Annotated in this window: 14 protein-coding genes; 2 read left to right on the top strand and 12 right to left on the bottom strand. The window is 41.3% G+C overall.

The annotated features are described in order from the left end of the window. Positions 1-30 precede the first annotated feature (30 nt). Together MHI10_RS12720 and mce are read right to left on the bottom strand one after the other, a co-directional pair. The gene (locus MHI10_RS12720; protein WP_340785884.1) at positions 31-1,590 is read right to left on the bottom strand and encodes an acyl-CoA carboxylase subunit beta; all 1,560 of its coding nucleotides are present in this window, start codon (positions 1,588-1,590) and stop codon (positions 31-33) included. A 2-nt stretch (positions 1,591-1,592) separates the two neighbouring features. Beyond that, positions 1,593-2,006, bottom strand: a complete 414-nt coding sequence (gene mce, locus MHI10_RS12725; protein ID WP_340785886.1) for a methylmalonyl-CoA epimerase — start codon at positions 2,004-2,006, stop codon at positions 1,593-1,595. A 352-nt stretch (positions 2,007-2,358) separates the two neighbouring features. Between mce and prli42 the strand changes: the two genes are divergently transcribed. Beyond that, positions 2,359-2,454 (top strand): stressosome-associated protein Prli42, encoded by a 96-nt coding sequence (gene prli42 / locus MHI10_RS12730; RefSeq protein WP_008404197.1) that lies wholly within the window; start codon positions 2,359-2,361, stop codon positions 2,452-2,454. A gap of 28 nt (positions 2,455-2,482) precedes the next feature. On the opposite strand, the gene MHI10_RS12735 is transcribed toward prli42, so the two are convergent. The 10 genes from MHI10_RS12735 to MHI10_RS12780 form a co-directional block, all read right to left on the bottom strand. Continuing rightward, positions 2,483-3,436 carry an aromatic acid exporter family protein gene (locus MHI10_RS12735; protein WP_340785888.1) on the bottom strand — a complete coding sequence of 318 codons (954 nt, stop codon included), beginning with the start codon at positions 3,434-3,436 and terminating at the stop codon, positions 2,483-2,485. A gap of 76 nt (positions 3,437-3,512) precedes the next feature. Beyond that, the gene (locus MHI10_RS12740; protein ID WP_340785890.1) at positions 3,513-3,953 is read right to left on the bottom strand and encodes a BrxA/BrxB family bacilliredoxin; all 441 of its coding nucleotides are present in this window, start codon (positions 3,951-3,953) and stop codon (positions 3,513-3,515) included. A gap of 85 nt (positions 3,954-4,038) precedes the next feature. Then, on the bottom strand, positions 4,039-5,121 hold the full coding sequence (gene meaB, locus MHI10_RS12745) for a methylmalonyl Co-A mutase-associated GTPase MeaB (protein WP_340785892.1): 1,083 nt from the start codon (positions 5,119-5,121) through the stop codon (positions 4,039-4,041). After that, positions 5,121-7,271: a methylmalonyl-CoA mutase gene (gene scpA, locus MHI10_RS12750; RefSeq protein ID WP_340785894.1), complete on the bottom strand. Its 2,151-nt coding sequence runs from the start codon at positions 7,269-7,271 to the stop codon at positions 5,121-5,123. Before scpA ends, meaB begins: the two co-directional genes overlap by 1 nt. Then, positions 7,268-8,947: a methylmalonyl-CoA mutase family protein gene (locus MHI10_RS12755; protein WP_340785896.1), complete on the bottom strand. Its 1,680-nt coding sequence runs from the start codon at positions 8,945-8,947 to the stop codon at positions 7,268-7,270. Before MHI10_RS12755 ends, scpA begins: the two co-directional genes overlap by 4 nt. A gap of 132 nt (positions 8,948-9,079) precedes the next feature. Further along, positions 9,080-10,420, bottom strand: a complete 1,341-nt coding sequence (locus MHI10_RS12760; RefSeq protein WP_340785898.1) for a dihydrolipoamide acetyltransferase family protein — start codon at positions 10,418-10,420, stop codon at positions 9,080-9,082. 90 nt (positions 10,421-10,510) lie between these two features. Continuing rightward, entirely contained in the window at positions 10,511-11,494 is a 984-nt protein-coding gene (locus tag MHI10_RS12765; RefSeq protein ID WP_340785901.1) for an alpha-ketoacid dehydrogenase subunit beta, read from the bottom strand. Continuing rightward, positions 11,494-12,504, bottom strand: coding sequence for a thiamine pyrophosphate-dependent dehydrogenase E1 component subunit alpha (locus MHI10_RS12770; protein WP_340785903.1), 1,011 nt, complete (start codon positions 12,502-12,504; stop codon positions 11,494-11,496). The genes MHI10_RS12765 and MHI10_RS12770 overlap by 1 nt, the downstream gene beginning before the upstream one ends. Before the next feature lie 210 nt (positions 12,505-12,714). After that, a complete protein-coding gene (gene lpdA / locus MHI10_RS12775) occupies positions 12,715-14,127 on the bottom strand; it encodes a dihydrolipoyl dehydrogenase (RefSeq protein WP_340785904.1) in 1,413 nt (470 codons plus the stop codon). A gap of 90 nt (positions 14,128-14,217) precedes the next feature. Beyond that, a complete protein-coding gene (locus MHI10_RS12780) occupies positions 14,218-15,312 on the bottom strand; it encodes a Glu/Leu/Phe/Val family dehydrogenase (RefSeq protein ID WP_340785906.1) in 1,095 nt (364 codons plus the stop codon). A gap of 375 nt (positions 15,313-15,687) precedes the next feature. Between MHI10_RS12780 and MHI10_RS12785 the strand changes: the two genes are divergently transcribed. Further along, complete coding sequence (locus tag MHI10_RS12785) at positions 15,688-15,921, top strand: DUF2627 domain-containing protein (protein WP_340785907.1); 234 nt, start codon at positions 15,688-15,690, stop codon at positions 15,919-15,921. Positions 15,922-15,936: the final 15 nt, after the last annotated feature.

A 15,936-nucleotide genomic window follows, 5' to 3' on the forward strand; every position in this document is an offset into this window, starting at 1 on the left:
TTCTCTCAAGCTGTATCTTTTAAATAAAAATTATAGTGGAATATTTCCGTGCTTTTTGTACGGACGTTCTTCGTGTTTTGTAGAAAGCATATCTAGTGCTTGAATTAATTTAATACGTGTTTCGCGTGGGTCGATTACGTCATCAACCATACCGCGTGAAGCTGCTACGTATGGGTTTGCGAATTTTTCTTTGTACTCTTCAATTTTCGCTGCACGTGTTGCTTCTGGATCTGCTGATTTTGCGATTTCACCTGCATGGATAATATTTGCTGCACCTGCTGCACCCATTACCGCGATTTCAGCGTTTGGCCAAGCAAATACTAAGTCCGCACCAATAGATTTAGAGTTTAAAGCTACATATGCACCACCGTAAGCTTTACGTAAAATAACTGTAATTTTTGGTACAGTAGCTTCTGAGTATGCATAAAGGATTTTCGCGCCGTGACGAATAATTCCGCCATGTTCTTGTTTAACACCTGGGAAGAAACCAGATACGTCTTCGAAAGTAATAACAGGCACGTTGTATGCGTCACAAGTACGTACGAAACGTGCTAATTTATCTGATGAATCGATATCTAAACCGCCTGCTAGGAATTTTGGTTGGTTACATACTAAACCAACTGATTCACCTGCGATACGTGCGAAACCAACAACGATGTTTTTCGCAAATTCTTTTTGCACTTCCATGAATGAACCTTCGTCCACTACTTGCTCCACTACTTTACGCACATCATACGATTTCGTTTGGTCAATTGGCACAACGTCTACAAGCTCAGAACGGTACTCGTCACCTGCTGTATACGGTTGCTTTGGTGCTTTTTCTTTATTGTTTTGTGGCAAGTAAGAAAGTAATTGCTGAATTTGAGCGATTGCTGCATCTTCATCTTCTGCGCGGAAGTGTGCATTACCTGATACCGCATTGTGTACTTTCGAACCACCTAAACCTTCAGCTGAAATTTTTTCACCTGTTACTGTTTCGATAACTTTTGGTCCTGTAATGAACATTTGAGATGTTTTATCCACCATTAAAATGAAGTCTGTGATTGCTGGAGAATAAACCGCGCCACCAGCACATGGTCCCATAATGACTGAAATTTGTGGAATAACGCCCGAATAAATCGAGTTACGGTAGAAAATATGACCATAGCCATCTAAAGACAATACGCCCTCTTGAATACGCGCGCCGCCTGAATCGTTAATGCCGATAAATGGTGTACCGTTTTTCGCAGCTAAATCCATTACAGTTGCGATTTTCTTCGCGTGCATTTCACCAAGTGCTCCACCAAATACCGTGAAATCTTGTGCGAATAAATAAACGTTACGGCCGTTAATTTTTCCAAAACCTGTGACAACACCATCGCCAGGTCCTTCTAATTTTTCCATACCGAAGTCTACAGTACGGTGTGTAATGAATGGATTAATTTCTACAAATGAACCTTCATCTAAAAGTAATGCAATACGCTCACGAGCCGTCTTTTTGCCTTTTTCGTGTTGCTTTTCAATGCGGGCATCACCGCCACCTAATTCAATAACTTGCTTGCGGTCATAAAGTTCGTTAATTTTATCAAACATGTCTAGTGTAATTGTCATTGTTAGTTATCCCCTTTTCCACTTTTATCGCATAATTCATAAAGTACACCATAAGAATCTTTCGGATGTAAAAACGCTACTTCAGCGCCACCAGCACCGGGTCCTGGCTCGTCTGAAAGTAAGCGTACGCCTTTTTCACGTAGCTCTGCCATGCGCTCACGGATACCTGTTACGCCAAACGCAATATGATGAATGCCTTCTCCGCGCTTTTCTAAAAAGCCATGGATTGCACTTTTTTCACTCATTGGCTCAAGCAATTCGATTTTCACGTTGCCTGCATCAATGAAAGCGACTTTTACTTGCTGTGATTCTACTTCTTCTACTTTTAATAATTTTAAACCTAACGTATTTGTGTAATATGTAATTCGTTCGTCAATATCCCGAACAGCAATACCAATATGATCTACTTTTTCCACGTGTAATACTCTCCTTTAACTGTCCAACATTTTGCAAGATTGCGATAATCCAGTATACAATACCGCCTTTTAGCGTCACACAATCTATTTAAATGTTCTGATGCATTTTAAGATTATGAAAATTCCAGATACACCAAGGCTATTCTAACGTTAACGAAAGACATAGCGCTTAGCCTGTAATGTATTCCTCGATTCAGCTGAGGTTTGCACCCACTTTGAATAGAATTGCACTTTTTGGCATTACTACCCAACTTAAATAATTGGAAGAATTCTGCTGAATCAAGTTAAATGTACTTGAGAATTCCTCAAGATTTGTTACACTATTACTAGTCCAAACGAAGGAGCGGTAAATATGAGTAACAAAAAATTTCAGAAAATCGTCGTTTATTCAATGGTTGTTATTATGTTAATTTCAACAGTTGCAATGGGCGTTGCTGCAATTATGTAATGGATGTTTCATAACATCCATTTTTTTATTACTTCGGTTTAAATGATTGTTTAATGACTAAATACTCGTCCATTTCCTCAATAAATTGATACAGCGCAGCCATTGCTAAAAAAGTTTCATGATCTTGTGGCAAAGGCATTTTTGCAAACTCCTCTTTCACAATTTCTAATTTCTCACGATAGTGGCTCGCTGTATTTCCTGAATGAACATTTTCACTTAACTCTTCTAAAAACGCTGCGATTAACGGCGCTTGTACGGTCATGACAGGCAGCGCTGTAATTTTAGGCAGTACCCGCTCAATAATTTCAAGCTGTTTTTCACGCATATCGAAGTAAACATAATAAAAATTTTCCTTCCGCGTTAAATGGTTTTCTACGTCTTTAAACGCAAGCGCCTTTGCAGCATTTAACACATTTGCTGCTTCAATCAGCTCCCTGCCATCCCACATCGTATCACCGTTCCGTAAATAGCTCGCAATTTCAAACAGAATCCTTTTATAAATCGTTTCAATTTTCAGACGATAAAAGTTAAGTTCCGATTCGATATCAGGCATATACATGTTGACAATGAGCCCCATTCCAAACCCGATAGCCATGAGAGAAAGCTCATTGACGAGCAAATCCACCGTAAAATCCGCTGTTGAGTAGAGATGCATTAAAATAACAGCACTCGATACAAAGCCTTCTGCTACACCAAATGACACAATTGTCGGGATAAATAACAGTAAAACAACGCCTAATACAACGGGTGTATAACCAAATGTTTCGAAAGAGATAAACGCATAAAACATGCCTGTCAAACTCGCAATAATCCGTGTATACACTGCACGAACGGACTTTTTCTTTGTCGGCTGAATGCACAGGATTGTTAAAATACCTGCAGCCGTAAAAAATTGCAAATCAAAATACTGGGCAATTGCGATCGCAACAGCAGCACCGAAAGCCGTTTTTAGTGTACGATAGCCGATTGAAAATCTTTTCATATCGGAGCTATTCCCCCATCATTTAGGAAGTGCATGTCCTTAAGAGCATTCTTAAGGACGTACACGACATGTAAAATTATAGTTCTTCGCAATATTCTTCAAAGTTTCCTTGCAGATTTGTTACGACAGACATTGGATCATGCCCTTCGATTTCAAAACGGCCTACTTCAGCTACCACTTGTCCATCTTTTAATAATACAAATGATGGAGATGAAGGAATGTGATCTTCACCAAAATGGTAACGTGCTGCATTTGTTGCTTCTTTGTCTTGACCTGCAAACACTGTTACAAGGTGGTCCGGACGTTTATCATAATGAACCGAATGCGTTGCTGCTGGACGAGCAATGCCTCCTGCGCATCCACATACAGAGTTGATCATTACTAAAGTAGTGCCTTTTCGAGCAAACGCATTTTCAACTTCTTCTGGTGTGCGCAGTTGCTCATAACCTGCAGCTTCCATTTCAGCACGTGCCGTTGTTGTCATTTGCTGCATAAATAAATCATAATCCATATTCATAAGTAATTATCCCCTTTCAAAGTTCTCTTTAATAATAGCAGTGCACGTATAGAACTGCAAAGGACATTCACTACAAAATATGAGTTTATTTTTCCTCAAAAAGTGCGTTCACACCTTGTGTTACAGTAAGTCGACCTTTTAATATATCATCCTCTAATGATCGCACTTGTTTTTTGCGTTCAGAATTTTGATAGAATGAATCGATTAAGTGATCGGTAATCATCGAATGGAACCAATCACGCGTTTGCGCATGGCGGCGAATCGACCAATAATTAGATTTTTTCACCGTTTCCTCAAACGCCATTAACATATTCCAAACATCGTCGAGCCCTTTTTTCTCCATGGATGACACGGTTAAAGATGTACTCATCCACCCTGGTGTAGATGGTTGTAAGAAATGGAGGATTTGTTTATATTCTTGCATCGTTTTACGAGCAAAACGAGTATTATCCCCGTCCGCCTTATGCACAATAATGCCGTCCGCAAGCTCCATAATCCCCTTTTTCATTCCTTGCAATTCATCGCCTGCGCCTGTTAAAACAAGCAGTAGGAAAAAGTCCACCATGCCGCGCACATACGTTTCACTTTGTCCTACGCCGACTGTTTCAATAAGAATGACATCATAGCCTGCTGCCTCACATAGGAGCATCGTCTCACGTGATTTTTTATGCACGCCACCTAATGTCCCCGCGCTCGGTGATGGGCGCACGAAGGCATTCGGTTGACGCACAAGCTCTTCCATCCGTGTTTTGTCCCCAAGAATACTTCCGCCAGACAGCGAAGAACTTGGATCAATCGCAAGTACCGCAACCCGCTTGCCCATTTTACTAAGCATTGTCCCAAACGCTTCAATGAAGGAGCTTTTCCCGGCACCTGGCACACCTGTAATCCCAATACGAATACAGTTTCCTGTGTGAGGTAATAATTCTTGTAAAAGCTTTTGAGCCTCTTCTTTATGAACCGTGTTCGAACTTTCGATCAGCGTAATGGCCTTCGCTAAGGAAGTGCGATCATCTGCACGAACTTGCTCCGCTAATTTCGAAATATCAAGATTTTCCTGCTTTTTTTTGCGGAATTTTTTTGGGTTAGAATAATTCATGCCATCATGCCCGCCCTTTACGCCTTCCATCACAAATAAAGCGCTTGGCTCTTGATTATCTTTCGTCATTATTCTGCCACTTCCTCGTAGCCAAGCTTTTTGTAGATTTCTTCGATAATTTTCATCGCTGATACTGGAATTACTGTACCAGGACCGAAAATCGCCGCCGCACCTGATTCATATAAGAAATCATAGTCTTGTGCTGGAATAACGCCACCGCAAATAACGATAATATCTTCACGCCCTAATTTTTTCAGCTCTGCCACTAACTCTGGTACAAGTGTTTTGTGACCTGCAGCTAAACTTGAAACGCCGACACAGTGTACATCGTTTTCGTTCGCCATTTGAGCTGTTTCTTCTGGCGTCATGAACAATGGCGAAATATCTACGTCAAAGCCTAAGTCTGCATAACCTGTTGCGATTACTTTCGCACCGCGGTCATGTCCGTCTTGACCCATTTTCGCCACTAAAATACGTGGACGACGCCCTTCATTTTCGATAAAGCCTTCTGTCATGTCCTTCACTTCTGCAATCATTTCATTATCAGAAAAGTTCGCTGAGTAAACGCCTGAAATCGAACGAATAATCGCTTTATGACGTCCAGACACCGCTTCAATCGCATCTGAAATTTCACCTAATGAAGCACGTGCACGAGCCGCATCAACCGCAACAGCTAGTAAGTTTTCCCCGCCATCTTGCGCAGCTTTTGTTAAACGTGCTAAATGCTTTTGTACTTCCGCTTCATCACGGTCTGCTTTCATCGTATTTAAACGTTCAATTTGTTGGTCACGTACAAGAGCGTTATCGATATCTAAAATATCAATTGGCTCCTCTTCAGCTAAACGGAATTTGTTTACGCCAACAATTGTTTCTGTTTTCGAGTCGATTTTCGCTTGGCGTTTTGCAGCAGCTTCCTCAACTTTCATTTTTGGAAGACCTGTTTCTATCGCTTTCGCCATCCCACCAAGCTCTTCAATTTCCTCGATTAATGCCCATGCTTTTTCCGTTAACTCTTCTGTTAATTTCTCCACATAATAAGAGCCGCCCCATGGATCGATTACTTTTGTCATACCCGTTTCTTCTTGTAAGAATAACTGTGTATTACGTGCAATTCGAGCAGAGAAGTCTGTCGGTAATGCAATGGCTTCATCTAAAGCATTCGTGTGAAGTGATTGCGTATGACCCATTGCCGCTGCGTTCGCTTCAATTAAAGTTCTTGTTACGTTATTGAATGGATCTTGCTCTGTTAAAGACCAGCCCGATGTTTGTGAGTGCGTACGTAGCGCTAATGTCTTCGGATTTTTCGGATTGAATGTTGACATCATTTGCGCCCAAATACGACGTGCTGCACGCATTTTTGCAATTTCCATATAGTAATTCATACCGATTGCCCAGAAGAATGATAGACGCGGTGCAAAGGCATCAATATCAATTCCTGCTTTTAAACCAGTACGTACGTATTCTAGACCATCTGCAAGCGTGTATGCTAGCTCGATATCATTCGTCGCACCCGCTTCTTGAATATGGTAGCCCGAAATTGAAATTGAGTTGAATTTTGGCATATGTTTCGCTGTAAATTCAAAAATATCGGCAATAATTTTCATCGACATTGCAGGTGGATAAATATATGTATTACGCACCATATATTCTTTTAAAATATCATTTTGAATCGTACCTGCAAGTTTTTCTGGTGAAACTCCTTGTTCTTCTGCTGCAACGATGTAAAACGCTAAAATTGGTAATACAGCGCCATTCATCGTCATCGAAACTGACATTTGATCTAACGGAATACCCGCAAATAAAATTTTCATATCCTCGATTGAATCGATTGCTACACCAGCTTTACCTACATCCCCTTTTACACGAGGGTGATCCGAGTCATAGCCGCGGTGTGTCGCTAAGTCAAAGGCAACCGATAACCCTTTTTGACCCATCGCTAAGTTACGGCGGTAAAAGGCATTTGATTCCTCAGCAGTTGAGAAACCTGCATATTGACGTACTGTCCAAGGACGCGCAACGTACATTGTTGGGTATGGTCCGCGCGTATTTGGTGCAACCCCTGCTACATCATTTATATGTTTAACATCTTGAATATCCTCAGCATTATAAACTGATTTCACTTCGATGCCTTCGTTTGTCAGAAATGAGCCTGTTGAACTACGCTGCTCTTGGTTTAAAACATCTTCAATCACAACGGAATTAAAATTCACTTTACTCATTGTTGTACCCCCTTCACGCTCGCTACTACGCTGTTCAGTTTCTCTATAATATTTTGACCTGCAAAAATAAAACCATTTAAGCCATTTGCTGTCCAAGTCGCTTCGTCTTCTTTATACTTACCTGCTGCATCCAAAATAACCGTTGTAGGTTTGCCCTCTAGTAATGCTGGAACTAGCGCTTTCGTATCCTCATCAGTAGCGGCAATCACAACATAATCAAATGCTGTATCCGCTAACCATGCTTTCGCCTCATCAATGGATGTAAAGCCTTCTGTTTGTTCCGCTACTACACCTGCTGTAGCAAAGAAACCTTGTACAAAATCAGCACGTGGCTTGTAATTTTTAAGTTCACCAAATGTTAAAATGGCTGGTTTAATTCCTGCTTGTGCGAAGTTTGTACGTAAATCTTCAAATGGGATGGCTAAACGTTTCACATCCGCAAATTGGCCGTTTTCTTCTGTTGCCAATGCATCAACCGGATTTGCATAAATATTCGTGCCAATTAATGAATGCTTACGTGTTTCGACCGCTTGAATGCGTTTGTTGTAAACTGCATCAATATCCGATTGAAGTGCTGTATACGCATCCAAACCGCCAGCTAGCTCGATTTCAAGGAATAATGCCCATGCTTCTTTCACAAAATCCGCTGTTAACGACTCAACAAAGTACGAGCCACCTGCAGGGTCAAGCACGTTCAGTACATGCGATTCCTCTTTCGTAACGAGGGACACGTTACGAGCGATACGAACCGATTGATCCGAAGTCTTTGTTAAGCAATCATGTGGATGGACTGTTACAACATCCGCGCCACCAATTGCTGCTGCGAATGCTTCATTGCCTGCGCGTAGTAAGTTGACATATACATCGAGCTTTGAAAAACTACGCACAGATGTTTCAACTACTACAGGGACAGCGCTTGCTTCAGTGCCGAATGCTGAAGCAAATGCTTTCCATAACACTTTAAACGCGCGGATTTTTGCAACTTCTGCGAAAAACTGTGTATCAATTGCAAAATTTACAAAGAATTTACTTTCGAAAGCTTTAAAATCTCCTACATTCTTTGCATACTGTGATGCTTGCGCTAATGCGATTGCTAATTCTTGTACCGCGTTTGCGCCATTATTGTGAAACGGAATCGTATTTGCTGCATATGTGCGTACGTTTGGATAATCCGCTAATTCTACAGCTTCAGGTGAAAGTATATACCCTTCTACTGTCGCACGTTTGGCTGCGTCAATTTTTGTGAAAACGCTTAATAATTGATCGTTAGTTGATTGCACATTCAGTTTAAATGAATATTCAGTTAAATAATCCGCTAATTGACCAAGCGCTTCTTCATTCCATTCAAAGGCAACTGGGCTATTAATTGTAATAACATCATTGCCACGTGCAAGGCTTTCTTGTAAATTGGCAAAGAAACTTGCAGCATCTTCTCCAACAATTTGCTGTGCTATATCAAAATTCGATGCTTTCGTTAATGTACGAATCGTTGATACTTGTTTCGCTAATTGTTCACCTAATTTTTCGATCAATGTTTCTTGTGTATAAAGTGGCTCTAACGTGATGTTTTCCATTGTTTTTGTAAATAGGGATTCGAATGGTTTCCCCTTCAAAGCTTTTACTGCCTCTTCTTGCCATTGTTCATAACTCGTCGTTTGAAATTCAATGTCTTTCATATTTGTTGTCATATGGACGCTATGTAGCTTCCCCCCTTGTTCTATTCCTGTACTATATATTACCCGAGAATGTTCAGATAATAAAGAAAAAAAAATAAAGAAAGCCCGTAATTACAGGCTTCCCCAGTGTTTTTAGTAGACTGACATCTTCTGTTTATCGACATTTTCGAGTAATTCTTTGACTCGACTTAGGAATTTCCCGCAAATTAGTCCATCTAAAATTCGATGATCTAATGACAAACATAAATTCACAATATGACGTGGTGCAATCATATTCCCCTGTACTATCACAGGTTTTTTTACAATACTTTCCACCTGCAAAATAGCTGCTTGTGGATAATTAATAATGCCCATTGATTGGATAGAACCAAATGAACCCGTATTATTTACCGTGAACGTTCCACCTTGGATATGCTCCATTTTTAATTTGCCATTTCGTACAATTGTAGAAAGTTCGTGAATTTCTTTCGCAATGCCTTTAATCGATTTTTCATCCACATTTTTAATGACAGGCACAAATAGCGCATCATCCGTTGCAACCGCAATCGATAAATTGATGTCTTTCTTTTGGATAATTTTATCCTCGGCCCAAACGGAATTGATCAGCGGATATTCTTTTAAAGCTTGAGAGACTGCTTTTAAGAAAAAGGCAAAGTACGTTAAATTAAAGCCTTCTTTTTGCTTGAACTCCGATTTAATGCGATCGCGATATTCAACAAGCTCCGTTACATCGACTTCCATCATCATCCAAGCATGTGGAATTTCAAGTGAACTGCGCACCATATTTTTCGCGATCGCTTTGCGTACAGATGTAACTGGAATTTCAATATCCCCTGAAGCTGTCAGGACACTTTCCGTACGACTCGGTGTAACTTTTGGTACGCTCACTTTTTCTGACTCATTTAATTGTGGCTGCTCGACGACTTGTAGTTGCGAACTTTCAGCTACTTGCCGTTCAGGTTTTCCAGCCGCAATATAAGCTTCCACATCTTTTCGTGTAATGCGATTTTCAAGTCCTGTCCCTTGTACATGTGCTAAATCAATATCATTTTGTGAGGCTAATAGCAGCACTGCTGGTGAAAATCGACCGACTGCACGTTTAGGACGCTCGCTCTTGTCAGGCGTTTCCACAACTACTGGCGGCTGTGGCTGTTGGCGCTGCACCCCTGCATTTAAAATAGCTGAGCTTACATTTGAATCGCTTGCTACTGGTGCTGGCTGTAGTTCTGCACCTTCTACTTCAATCGAGCAAACAATCGCACCAACCGGCAATGTTTCGCCTTCTATTGCAATCAATTCTTTCACAATTCCAGTAAAGGAAGACGGAATTTCGGCATTTACTTTATCGGTCGTTACTTCCGCAATTGGGTCGTATTTATTTACCTTGTCGCCCACTTTCACTAACCAACTATCGATTTTTCCTTCCGTCACACTTTCCCCTAATTGCGGCATTGTAATATTTTGAATCGTCATTTTGCATCCCCCTATGAATCGATTATGCCTCGACATAAATACGTCTTGATTCATCTCACCACTTATAAAGGTAAGGTGAATCTGAAAAAGTTAAAATGCTGCTAATTCACGAATGGCGCGCTCTACTTTTTCAGGATTGATCATAAAGAATTTTTCCATTGTTGGCGCATAAGGCATAGCTGGCACATCGGGTCCCGCTAGTCGCTTAATTGGGGCATCCAAATCAAAAAGGCAATGCTCTGCAATAATAGCCGCCACCTCACTGATGATGCTCCCTTCCTTATTATCCTCCGTAATGAGCAAGATTTTCCCTGTTTTCTTCGCCGCTTCAATAATCGCTTCTTGGTCTAACGGATACACTGTGCGCAAATCTAAAATATGCGTTTCAATACCATCCTTCGCTAGACGTTCTGCTGCTTGTAACGCGAAATGCACCGCTAATCCATACGTAATGACTGTCACATCATCCCCTTGACGCTTCACATCCGCCTTACCAATCGGAATCGTATAATCTTCAGTCGGTACTTCCCCTTTAATCAAACGGTATGCCCGCTTATGCTCGAAAAATAATACCGGATCTGGGTCGCGGATGGCCGCCTTCAATAAGCCCTTTGCATCATACGGTGTGGACGGAATAACGATTTTCAAACCCGGTGTCCCTGCAAATAATGCTTCTACGGATTGCGAGTGATAAAGCGCACCATGAATCCCGCCTCCGAATGGCGCACGCACAACAATTGGACAGTCCCAGTCATTATTCGAGCGATAGCGAATTTTAGCCGCTTCTGAAACGATTTGATTCACTGCAGGCATAATAAAATCAGCAAATTGCATTTCAGCGATTGGACGCATGCCGTACATAGCTGCACCAATCGCCACACCTGCAATCGCACTTTCTGCAAGTGGGGTATCTAACACGCGGTACTCACCAAATTGGTCGTATAAACCCGCAGTCGCTTTAAATACGCCCCCTTTACGCCCGACATCCTCACCTAAAACAAAAACGCGCTCATCTCGTTCCATCTCTTCTTTCATCGCAATATTAATCGCATCAATATAGGAAATCACAGCCATTATGCTTCATCTCCTTCCGCAAAAACATATTTCAGTGTATCCTCAGGCGCTGCATAAGGAGCGGCTTCTGCATAATCCGTCGCCTCATTGACAATGACCATTAGTTGCTCATTGATTTGTTCGAACCAAGAATCATCCGCAATGCCTGCATCTTTTATATACTTTTCGAAAAGTAAAATCGGATCTTTTGCGCGTCCTTCTGCGATATCATCGGCTGTTCGGTATTGGCGATCATCATCATCCGACGAATGCGCCGTTAAACGGAATGTGACTGCTTCAATTAAAGAAGGTCCCTCACCATTACGTGCACGGTCAGCCGCCTCTTTCACCACTTTATACACTTCGAGCGGATTTTTGCCATCTACTGTGACACCAGGCATCCCGTAGCCAATGCCGCGATCCGATACTTTTGCACAGCCGAGTTGACGCTCTACTGGGACTGAGATCGCATATTGATTATTTTCCACCATAATAATGACAGGCAATTTATGAACGCCCGCAAAATTGGCCCCTTCATGAAAATCCCCTTGGTTTGAGGAACCTTCACCGAGCGTTACAAATGTGATGAAATCCTCTTTTTGTAAACGACCAGCAAGCGCTACACCAACAGCATGTGGCACTTGTGTCGTAACAGGAGAAGAGCCCGTTAAAATTCGATTTTTCTTCTGCCCAAAATGTCCTGGCATTTGACGTCCGCCAGAATTCGGGTCTTCCGCTTTAGCAAACGCAGAAAGCATTAAGTCCTTTGCTGTCATGCCAAAGTGTAAAACGACACCCATATCACGATAATATGGTGCAATATAATCCTTTTGATTATCCAGTGCAAATGCAGCACCTACTTGAGCAGCTTCTTGACCTTGACAAGAAATAACAAAAGGAATTTTCCCTGCACGATTTAATAACCACATGCGTTCGTCAATTCGACGTGCAAGCAGCATTGTTTCATACATTTTAAGTACATCTTCCTCTGTTAAACCAATCTGATCATGCGTTATTCCCGTTTCATTCATATAAAACAGCTCCTCCCTTATCAATTACGCCTCGGCTAACTTTAGTCCAGATTTTTTCGGCCTCGCTCGAAAATGTTCCCTTAAAAATCCGTGACATCCGCCGGGGCTTAGGTCAACACGATGTTGGTCACAAAGGCGTTGTCACAAGTCGTGACGGGTTTAGCCTTTGTTCCCCTACTTCAGCTGGGGGTTGAACCCCACTGAATCAAGTTAATAATGAATCGCTTTACCTTCAATCGCTAACGCCGCTTCACCAATGACTTCACTCAGTGTCGGATGCGGGTGTACCATCTGACCCACTTCCCACGGTGAAGCATTTAAAAAGAGACTAAGTGCTGCTTCCGAAATTAAATCCGTAGCATGCGGACCAATCAAATGGAAACCAATCGCATCATTCGTTTCTTCATCCGCAATGACTTTGACGAAACCATCCGTCTCTCCGTAAACAACCGCTTTGCCTATCGCTTTAAACGGAAAAGTCGCTGTTTTAATTTTATAGCCTTGATTTTTCGCCTGCTCTTCGGTTAAACCAACACTTGCAATTTCTGGATAACTATATACGCCTCGCGCGACATTCGCATAATGGAATGGAATATGAAGCACACCGGCAATATGCTCCACTGCAGAAATCCCTTCATGTGAAGCAACATGCGCTAGCTGCATACCACCGATTACATCCCCTATTGCATAAATATGGCTTTCCTTCGTCTGAAATGATTCATTTACTTGAATAAATCCATTTGCAATTTCAATATCCGTATTTTCAATACCAAAGTTTTCAACATTCGCTTGTCTGCCAATCGACAAGAGCATCGCTTCAGCTGTCAGTTCTAACCCGGAAAGCTTTACTGTCACCTGTTGTTCCGATTTCGTAATCGTTTCAGGATTCAACTCAACATTTGTGTAAATATTGATGCCACGCTTCGTTAACAGCTTCATCATTTCCGTTGAAATATCGCGATCCTCCGTCGGTAAAATACGCGGTCCCACTTCGATAATCGTGACGTCCACATCAAAATCATGCAACATCGATGCCCATTCAATACCAATCACACCCCCACCAACAATAATGATGGATTTTGGCAGTTTCGTAATGTTTAAAAATTCATCCGATGTAAAAATCGTTTGACCATCAATATCGACGCCCGCAAGCTTTCTCGGTCTCGAACCCGATGCAATGATGACGTTTTTCGGAATAAGCATTTCATTTTCAGAGCCATCATTCATTTCAACAGAAATTGTCCCAGGCATCGGCGAAAAAATGGAAGGACCTAAAATACGACCAAAACCGTGATACACATCAATTTTCCCTTTTTTCATTAAATGTTGAACACCTTTATGCAATTGTTCAACAACAGTTTCTTTACGCTTTTGAACTTTGCTAAAATTAAGGATGCTTTGTTGTATTTCAATACCAAATTCATCTGCACGTTTCGATTGTACATATACTTCGGCACTTCTAAGTAATGATTTCGTTGGAATACAACCTGCGTGTAAGCATGTGCCCCCTAGCTTCCCACTTTCTACAACAGCCGTCTTTAAACCTAATTGCGACGCGCGGATGGCGGCAACATAACCACCCGTCCCTCCACCTAAAATAACGACATCATACTCTTTCGCCATGCTGGACACCTCTATTCGCAAATTTCTCTCAACTTCCGGTAAAAATTTTGACTAGTGAAATTCACCTCAACTCACTAGTCGAAACTTCTTTTATCGGCCATTCAAAATGGATTTTTCGTTTTGTAAAAATTGACTGCGCGATTTGGCCACGCGTGCAATTCGTTCTTCAGCTAAACGATTCGCCGCTAAATAGGTTGGGATATTTTCTGTTCTTGATATTTCAAAAATTTTCTCTAAGCTTGTATAAATCGATCCGACACGCTTCATCGCTCGGTCACGATTGTACCCATACAATTCATCCGCTACATTAATTACGCCACCTGCATTGATGACATAATCCGGTGCATACACGATGCCCATTTTATGAAGCGCTTCCCCATGGCTTGACTGCGCTAATTGATTGTTCGCTGAGCCTGCAACAACTTTCGCTTTTAGTCGCAGCAGCGTGGCATCATTAATAACTGCACCTAGCGCACATGGCGAGTACACATCCACGTCTTGGTCATAAATCGCATCTGGTGAGACCGCTGTTGCACCAAAATCATTTACAACGCGATCAATGGCTGCTTGATTAATATCCGTCACAACTAATTTCGCGCCTTCTTTATGCAAGTACTCACAAAGTGTATACGCAACATTTCCTAAGCCTTGCACTGCAACCTTTCTTCCTTCCAGAGAATCATTTCCGAAAGCTTCTTTTACCGCAGCTTTCATCCCAAGGTATACCCCGTAAGCTGTAACTGGAGATGGATTACCAGAACTACCGAATGCTGGTGAAATACCTGTAACATAATTTGTTTCTTCATGGATTAAATCCATATCTGTTACCGTCGTTCCTACATCTTCTGCTGTAATGTAACGCCCATTTAATCCTTGAATAAAACGGCCTAAAGCGCGGAACATTTCTTCATTTTTATCTTTGAATGGATCACCAATAATGACAGTTTTACCGCCCCCTAAGTTTAATCCAGCTGCTGCATTTTTATAAGTCATTCCACGAGCAAGTCGAAGTGCATCTTCAATCGCCGCTTCTTCTGAGGCATATGTCCACATACGTGAACCTCCAAGAGCTGGACCTAACGTCGTATCATGGATGGCAATAATGGCTTTTAGTCCCGACGCCTCATCTTGGCAAAACACCAATTGTTCATAATCATATTTCTGCATATACTTGAAGATTTCCATATTAACATCTCTCCTCTGATAAGAAAGCGCTTACTTCTCGCTTTTATTATTATTTTGTTGACAATGATAAATATTTGCTTGAACACGCATTTTCTATTTATCTTTAAATTTACAATACTTTCAAAATTAAAAACAATCAACCATAAACTTCGGAAATTATTTTAGTTGTAATATTCTGATAATTCCTCCTATTAAAAAGGGTGATTGCTTCTTTATTAAATTCGATTCGATTTATGGGGTTCAAAATTATAGAGGTATAATTAAAATGTCGTTATTCGTCACAATTCCCTTATCTTTTTAAGGAATACTTTCCATCTTCTTGACTTTCTATTTTACCATTGTAAAATTAATTTAGTTATTAAGAGGAGGTTCCATATGGCTCGCATGGTCGCATTTATCATTTTAGTCATTCCAGCAATCATGATGGCTGCTGGCATTAAATTTATGCGTGATACGTTATTTGGGATATTAATCTCACCATTTCCATGGCTTTGGTTACAATTTATTGTCGGCATCATCTTTTTTGTCGCAGCATTCCTTTTCTTTGCTGGTTTTCTTCTCCGCCGTGATCGTAAACGTGGAAAAGTTGCCGCACGCTGGCAAAAATAAAAATACAACCAACAC

Origin of the sequence: Solibacillus sp. FSL K6-1523 (assembly GCF_038005225.1) — a bacterium.
Classification (GTDB): Bacteria; Bacillota; Bacilli; order Bacillales_A; family Planococcaceae; genus Solibacillus.

What these genes read in the sequence shown, in the direction of transcription:
- MHI10_RS12760 (WP_340785898.1), bottom strand. Translation starts at nt 10,420, where the DNA reads ATGACGATTCAAAATATTACAATGCCGCAATTAGGGGAAAGTGTGACG.
- MHI10_RS12785 (WP_340785907.1), top strand. Translation starts at nt 15,688, where the DNA reads ATGGCTCGCATGGTCGCATTTATCATTTTAGTCATTCCAGCAATCATG.
- scpA (WP_340785894.1), bottom strand. Translation starts at nt 7,271, where the DNA reads ATGAGTAAAGTGAATTTTAATTCCGTTGTGATTGAAGATGTTTTAAAC.
- MHI10_RS12770 (WP_340785903.1), bottom strand. Translation starts at nt 12,504, where the DNA reads ATGAATGAAACGGGAATAACGCATGATCAGATTGGTTTAACAGAGGAA.
- MHI10_RS12780 (WP_340785906.1), bottom strand. Translation starts at nt 15,312, where the DNA reads ATGGAAATCTTCAAGTATATGCAGAAATATGATTATGAACAATTGGTG.
- MHI10_RS12735 (WP_340785888.1), bottom strand. Translation starts at nt 3,436, where the DNA reads ATGAAAAGATTTTCAATCGGCTATCGTACACTAAAAACGGCTTTCGGT.
- MHI10_RS12765 (WP_340785901.1), bottom strand. Translation starts at nt 11,494, where the DNA reads ATGGCTGTGATTTCCTATATTGATGCGATTAATATTGCGATGAAAGAA.
- meaB (WP_340785892.1), bottom strand. Translation starts at nt 5,121, where the DNA reads ATGACGAAAGATAATCAAGAGCCAAGCGCTTTATTTGTGATGGAAGGC.
- prli42 (WP_008404197.1), top strand. Translation starts at nt 2,359, where the DNA reads ATGAGTAACAAAAAATTTCAGAAAATCGTCGTTTATTCAATGGTTGTT.
- lpdA (WP_340785904.1), bottom strand. Translation starts at nt 14,127, where the DNA reads ATGGCGAAAGAGTATGATGTCGTTATTTTAGGTGGAGGGACGGGTGGT.
- MHI10_RS12720 (WP_340785884.1), bottom strand. Translation starts at nt 1,590, where the DNA reads ATGACAATTACACTAGACATGTTTGATAAAATTAACGAACTTTATGAC.
- MHI10_RS12755 (WP_340785896.1), bottom strand. Translation starts at nt 8,947, where the DNA reads ATGAAAGACATTGAATTTCAAACGACGAGTTATGAACAATGGCAAGAA.
- MHI10_RS12740 (WP_340785890.1), bottom strand. Translation starts at nt 3,953, where the DNA reads ATGAATATGGATTATGATTTATTTATGCAGCAAATGACAACAACGGCA.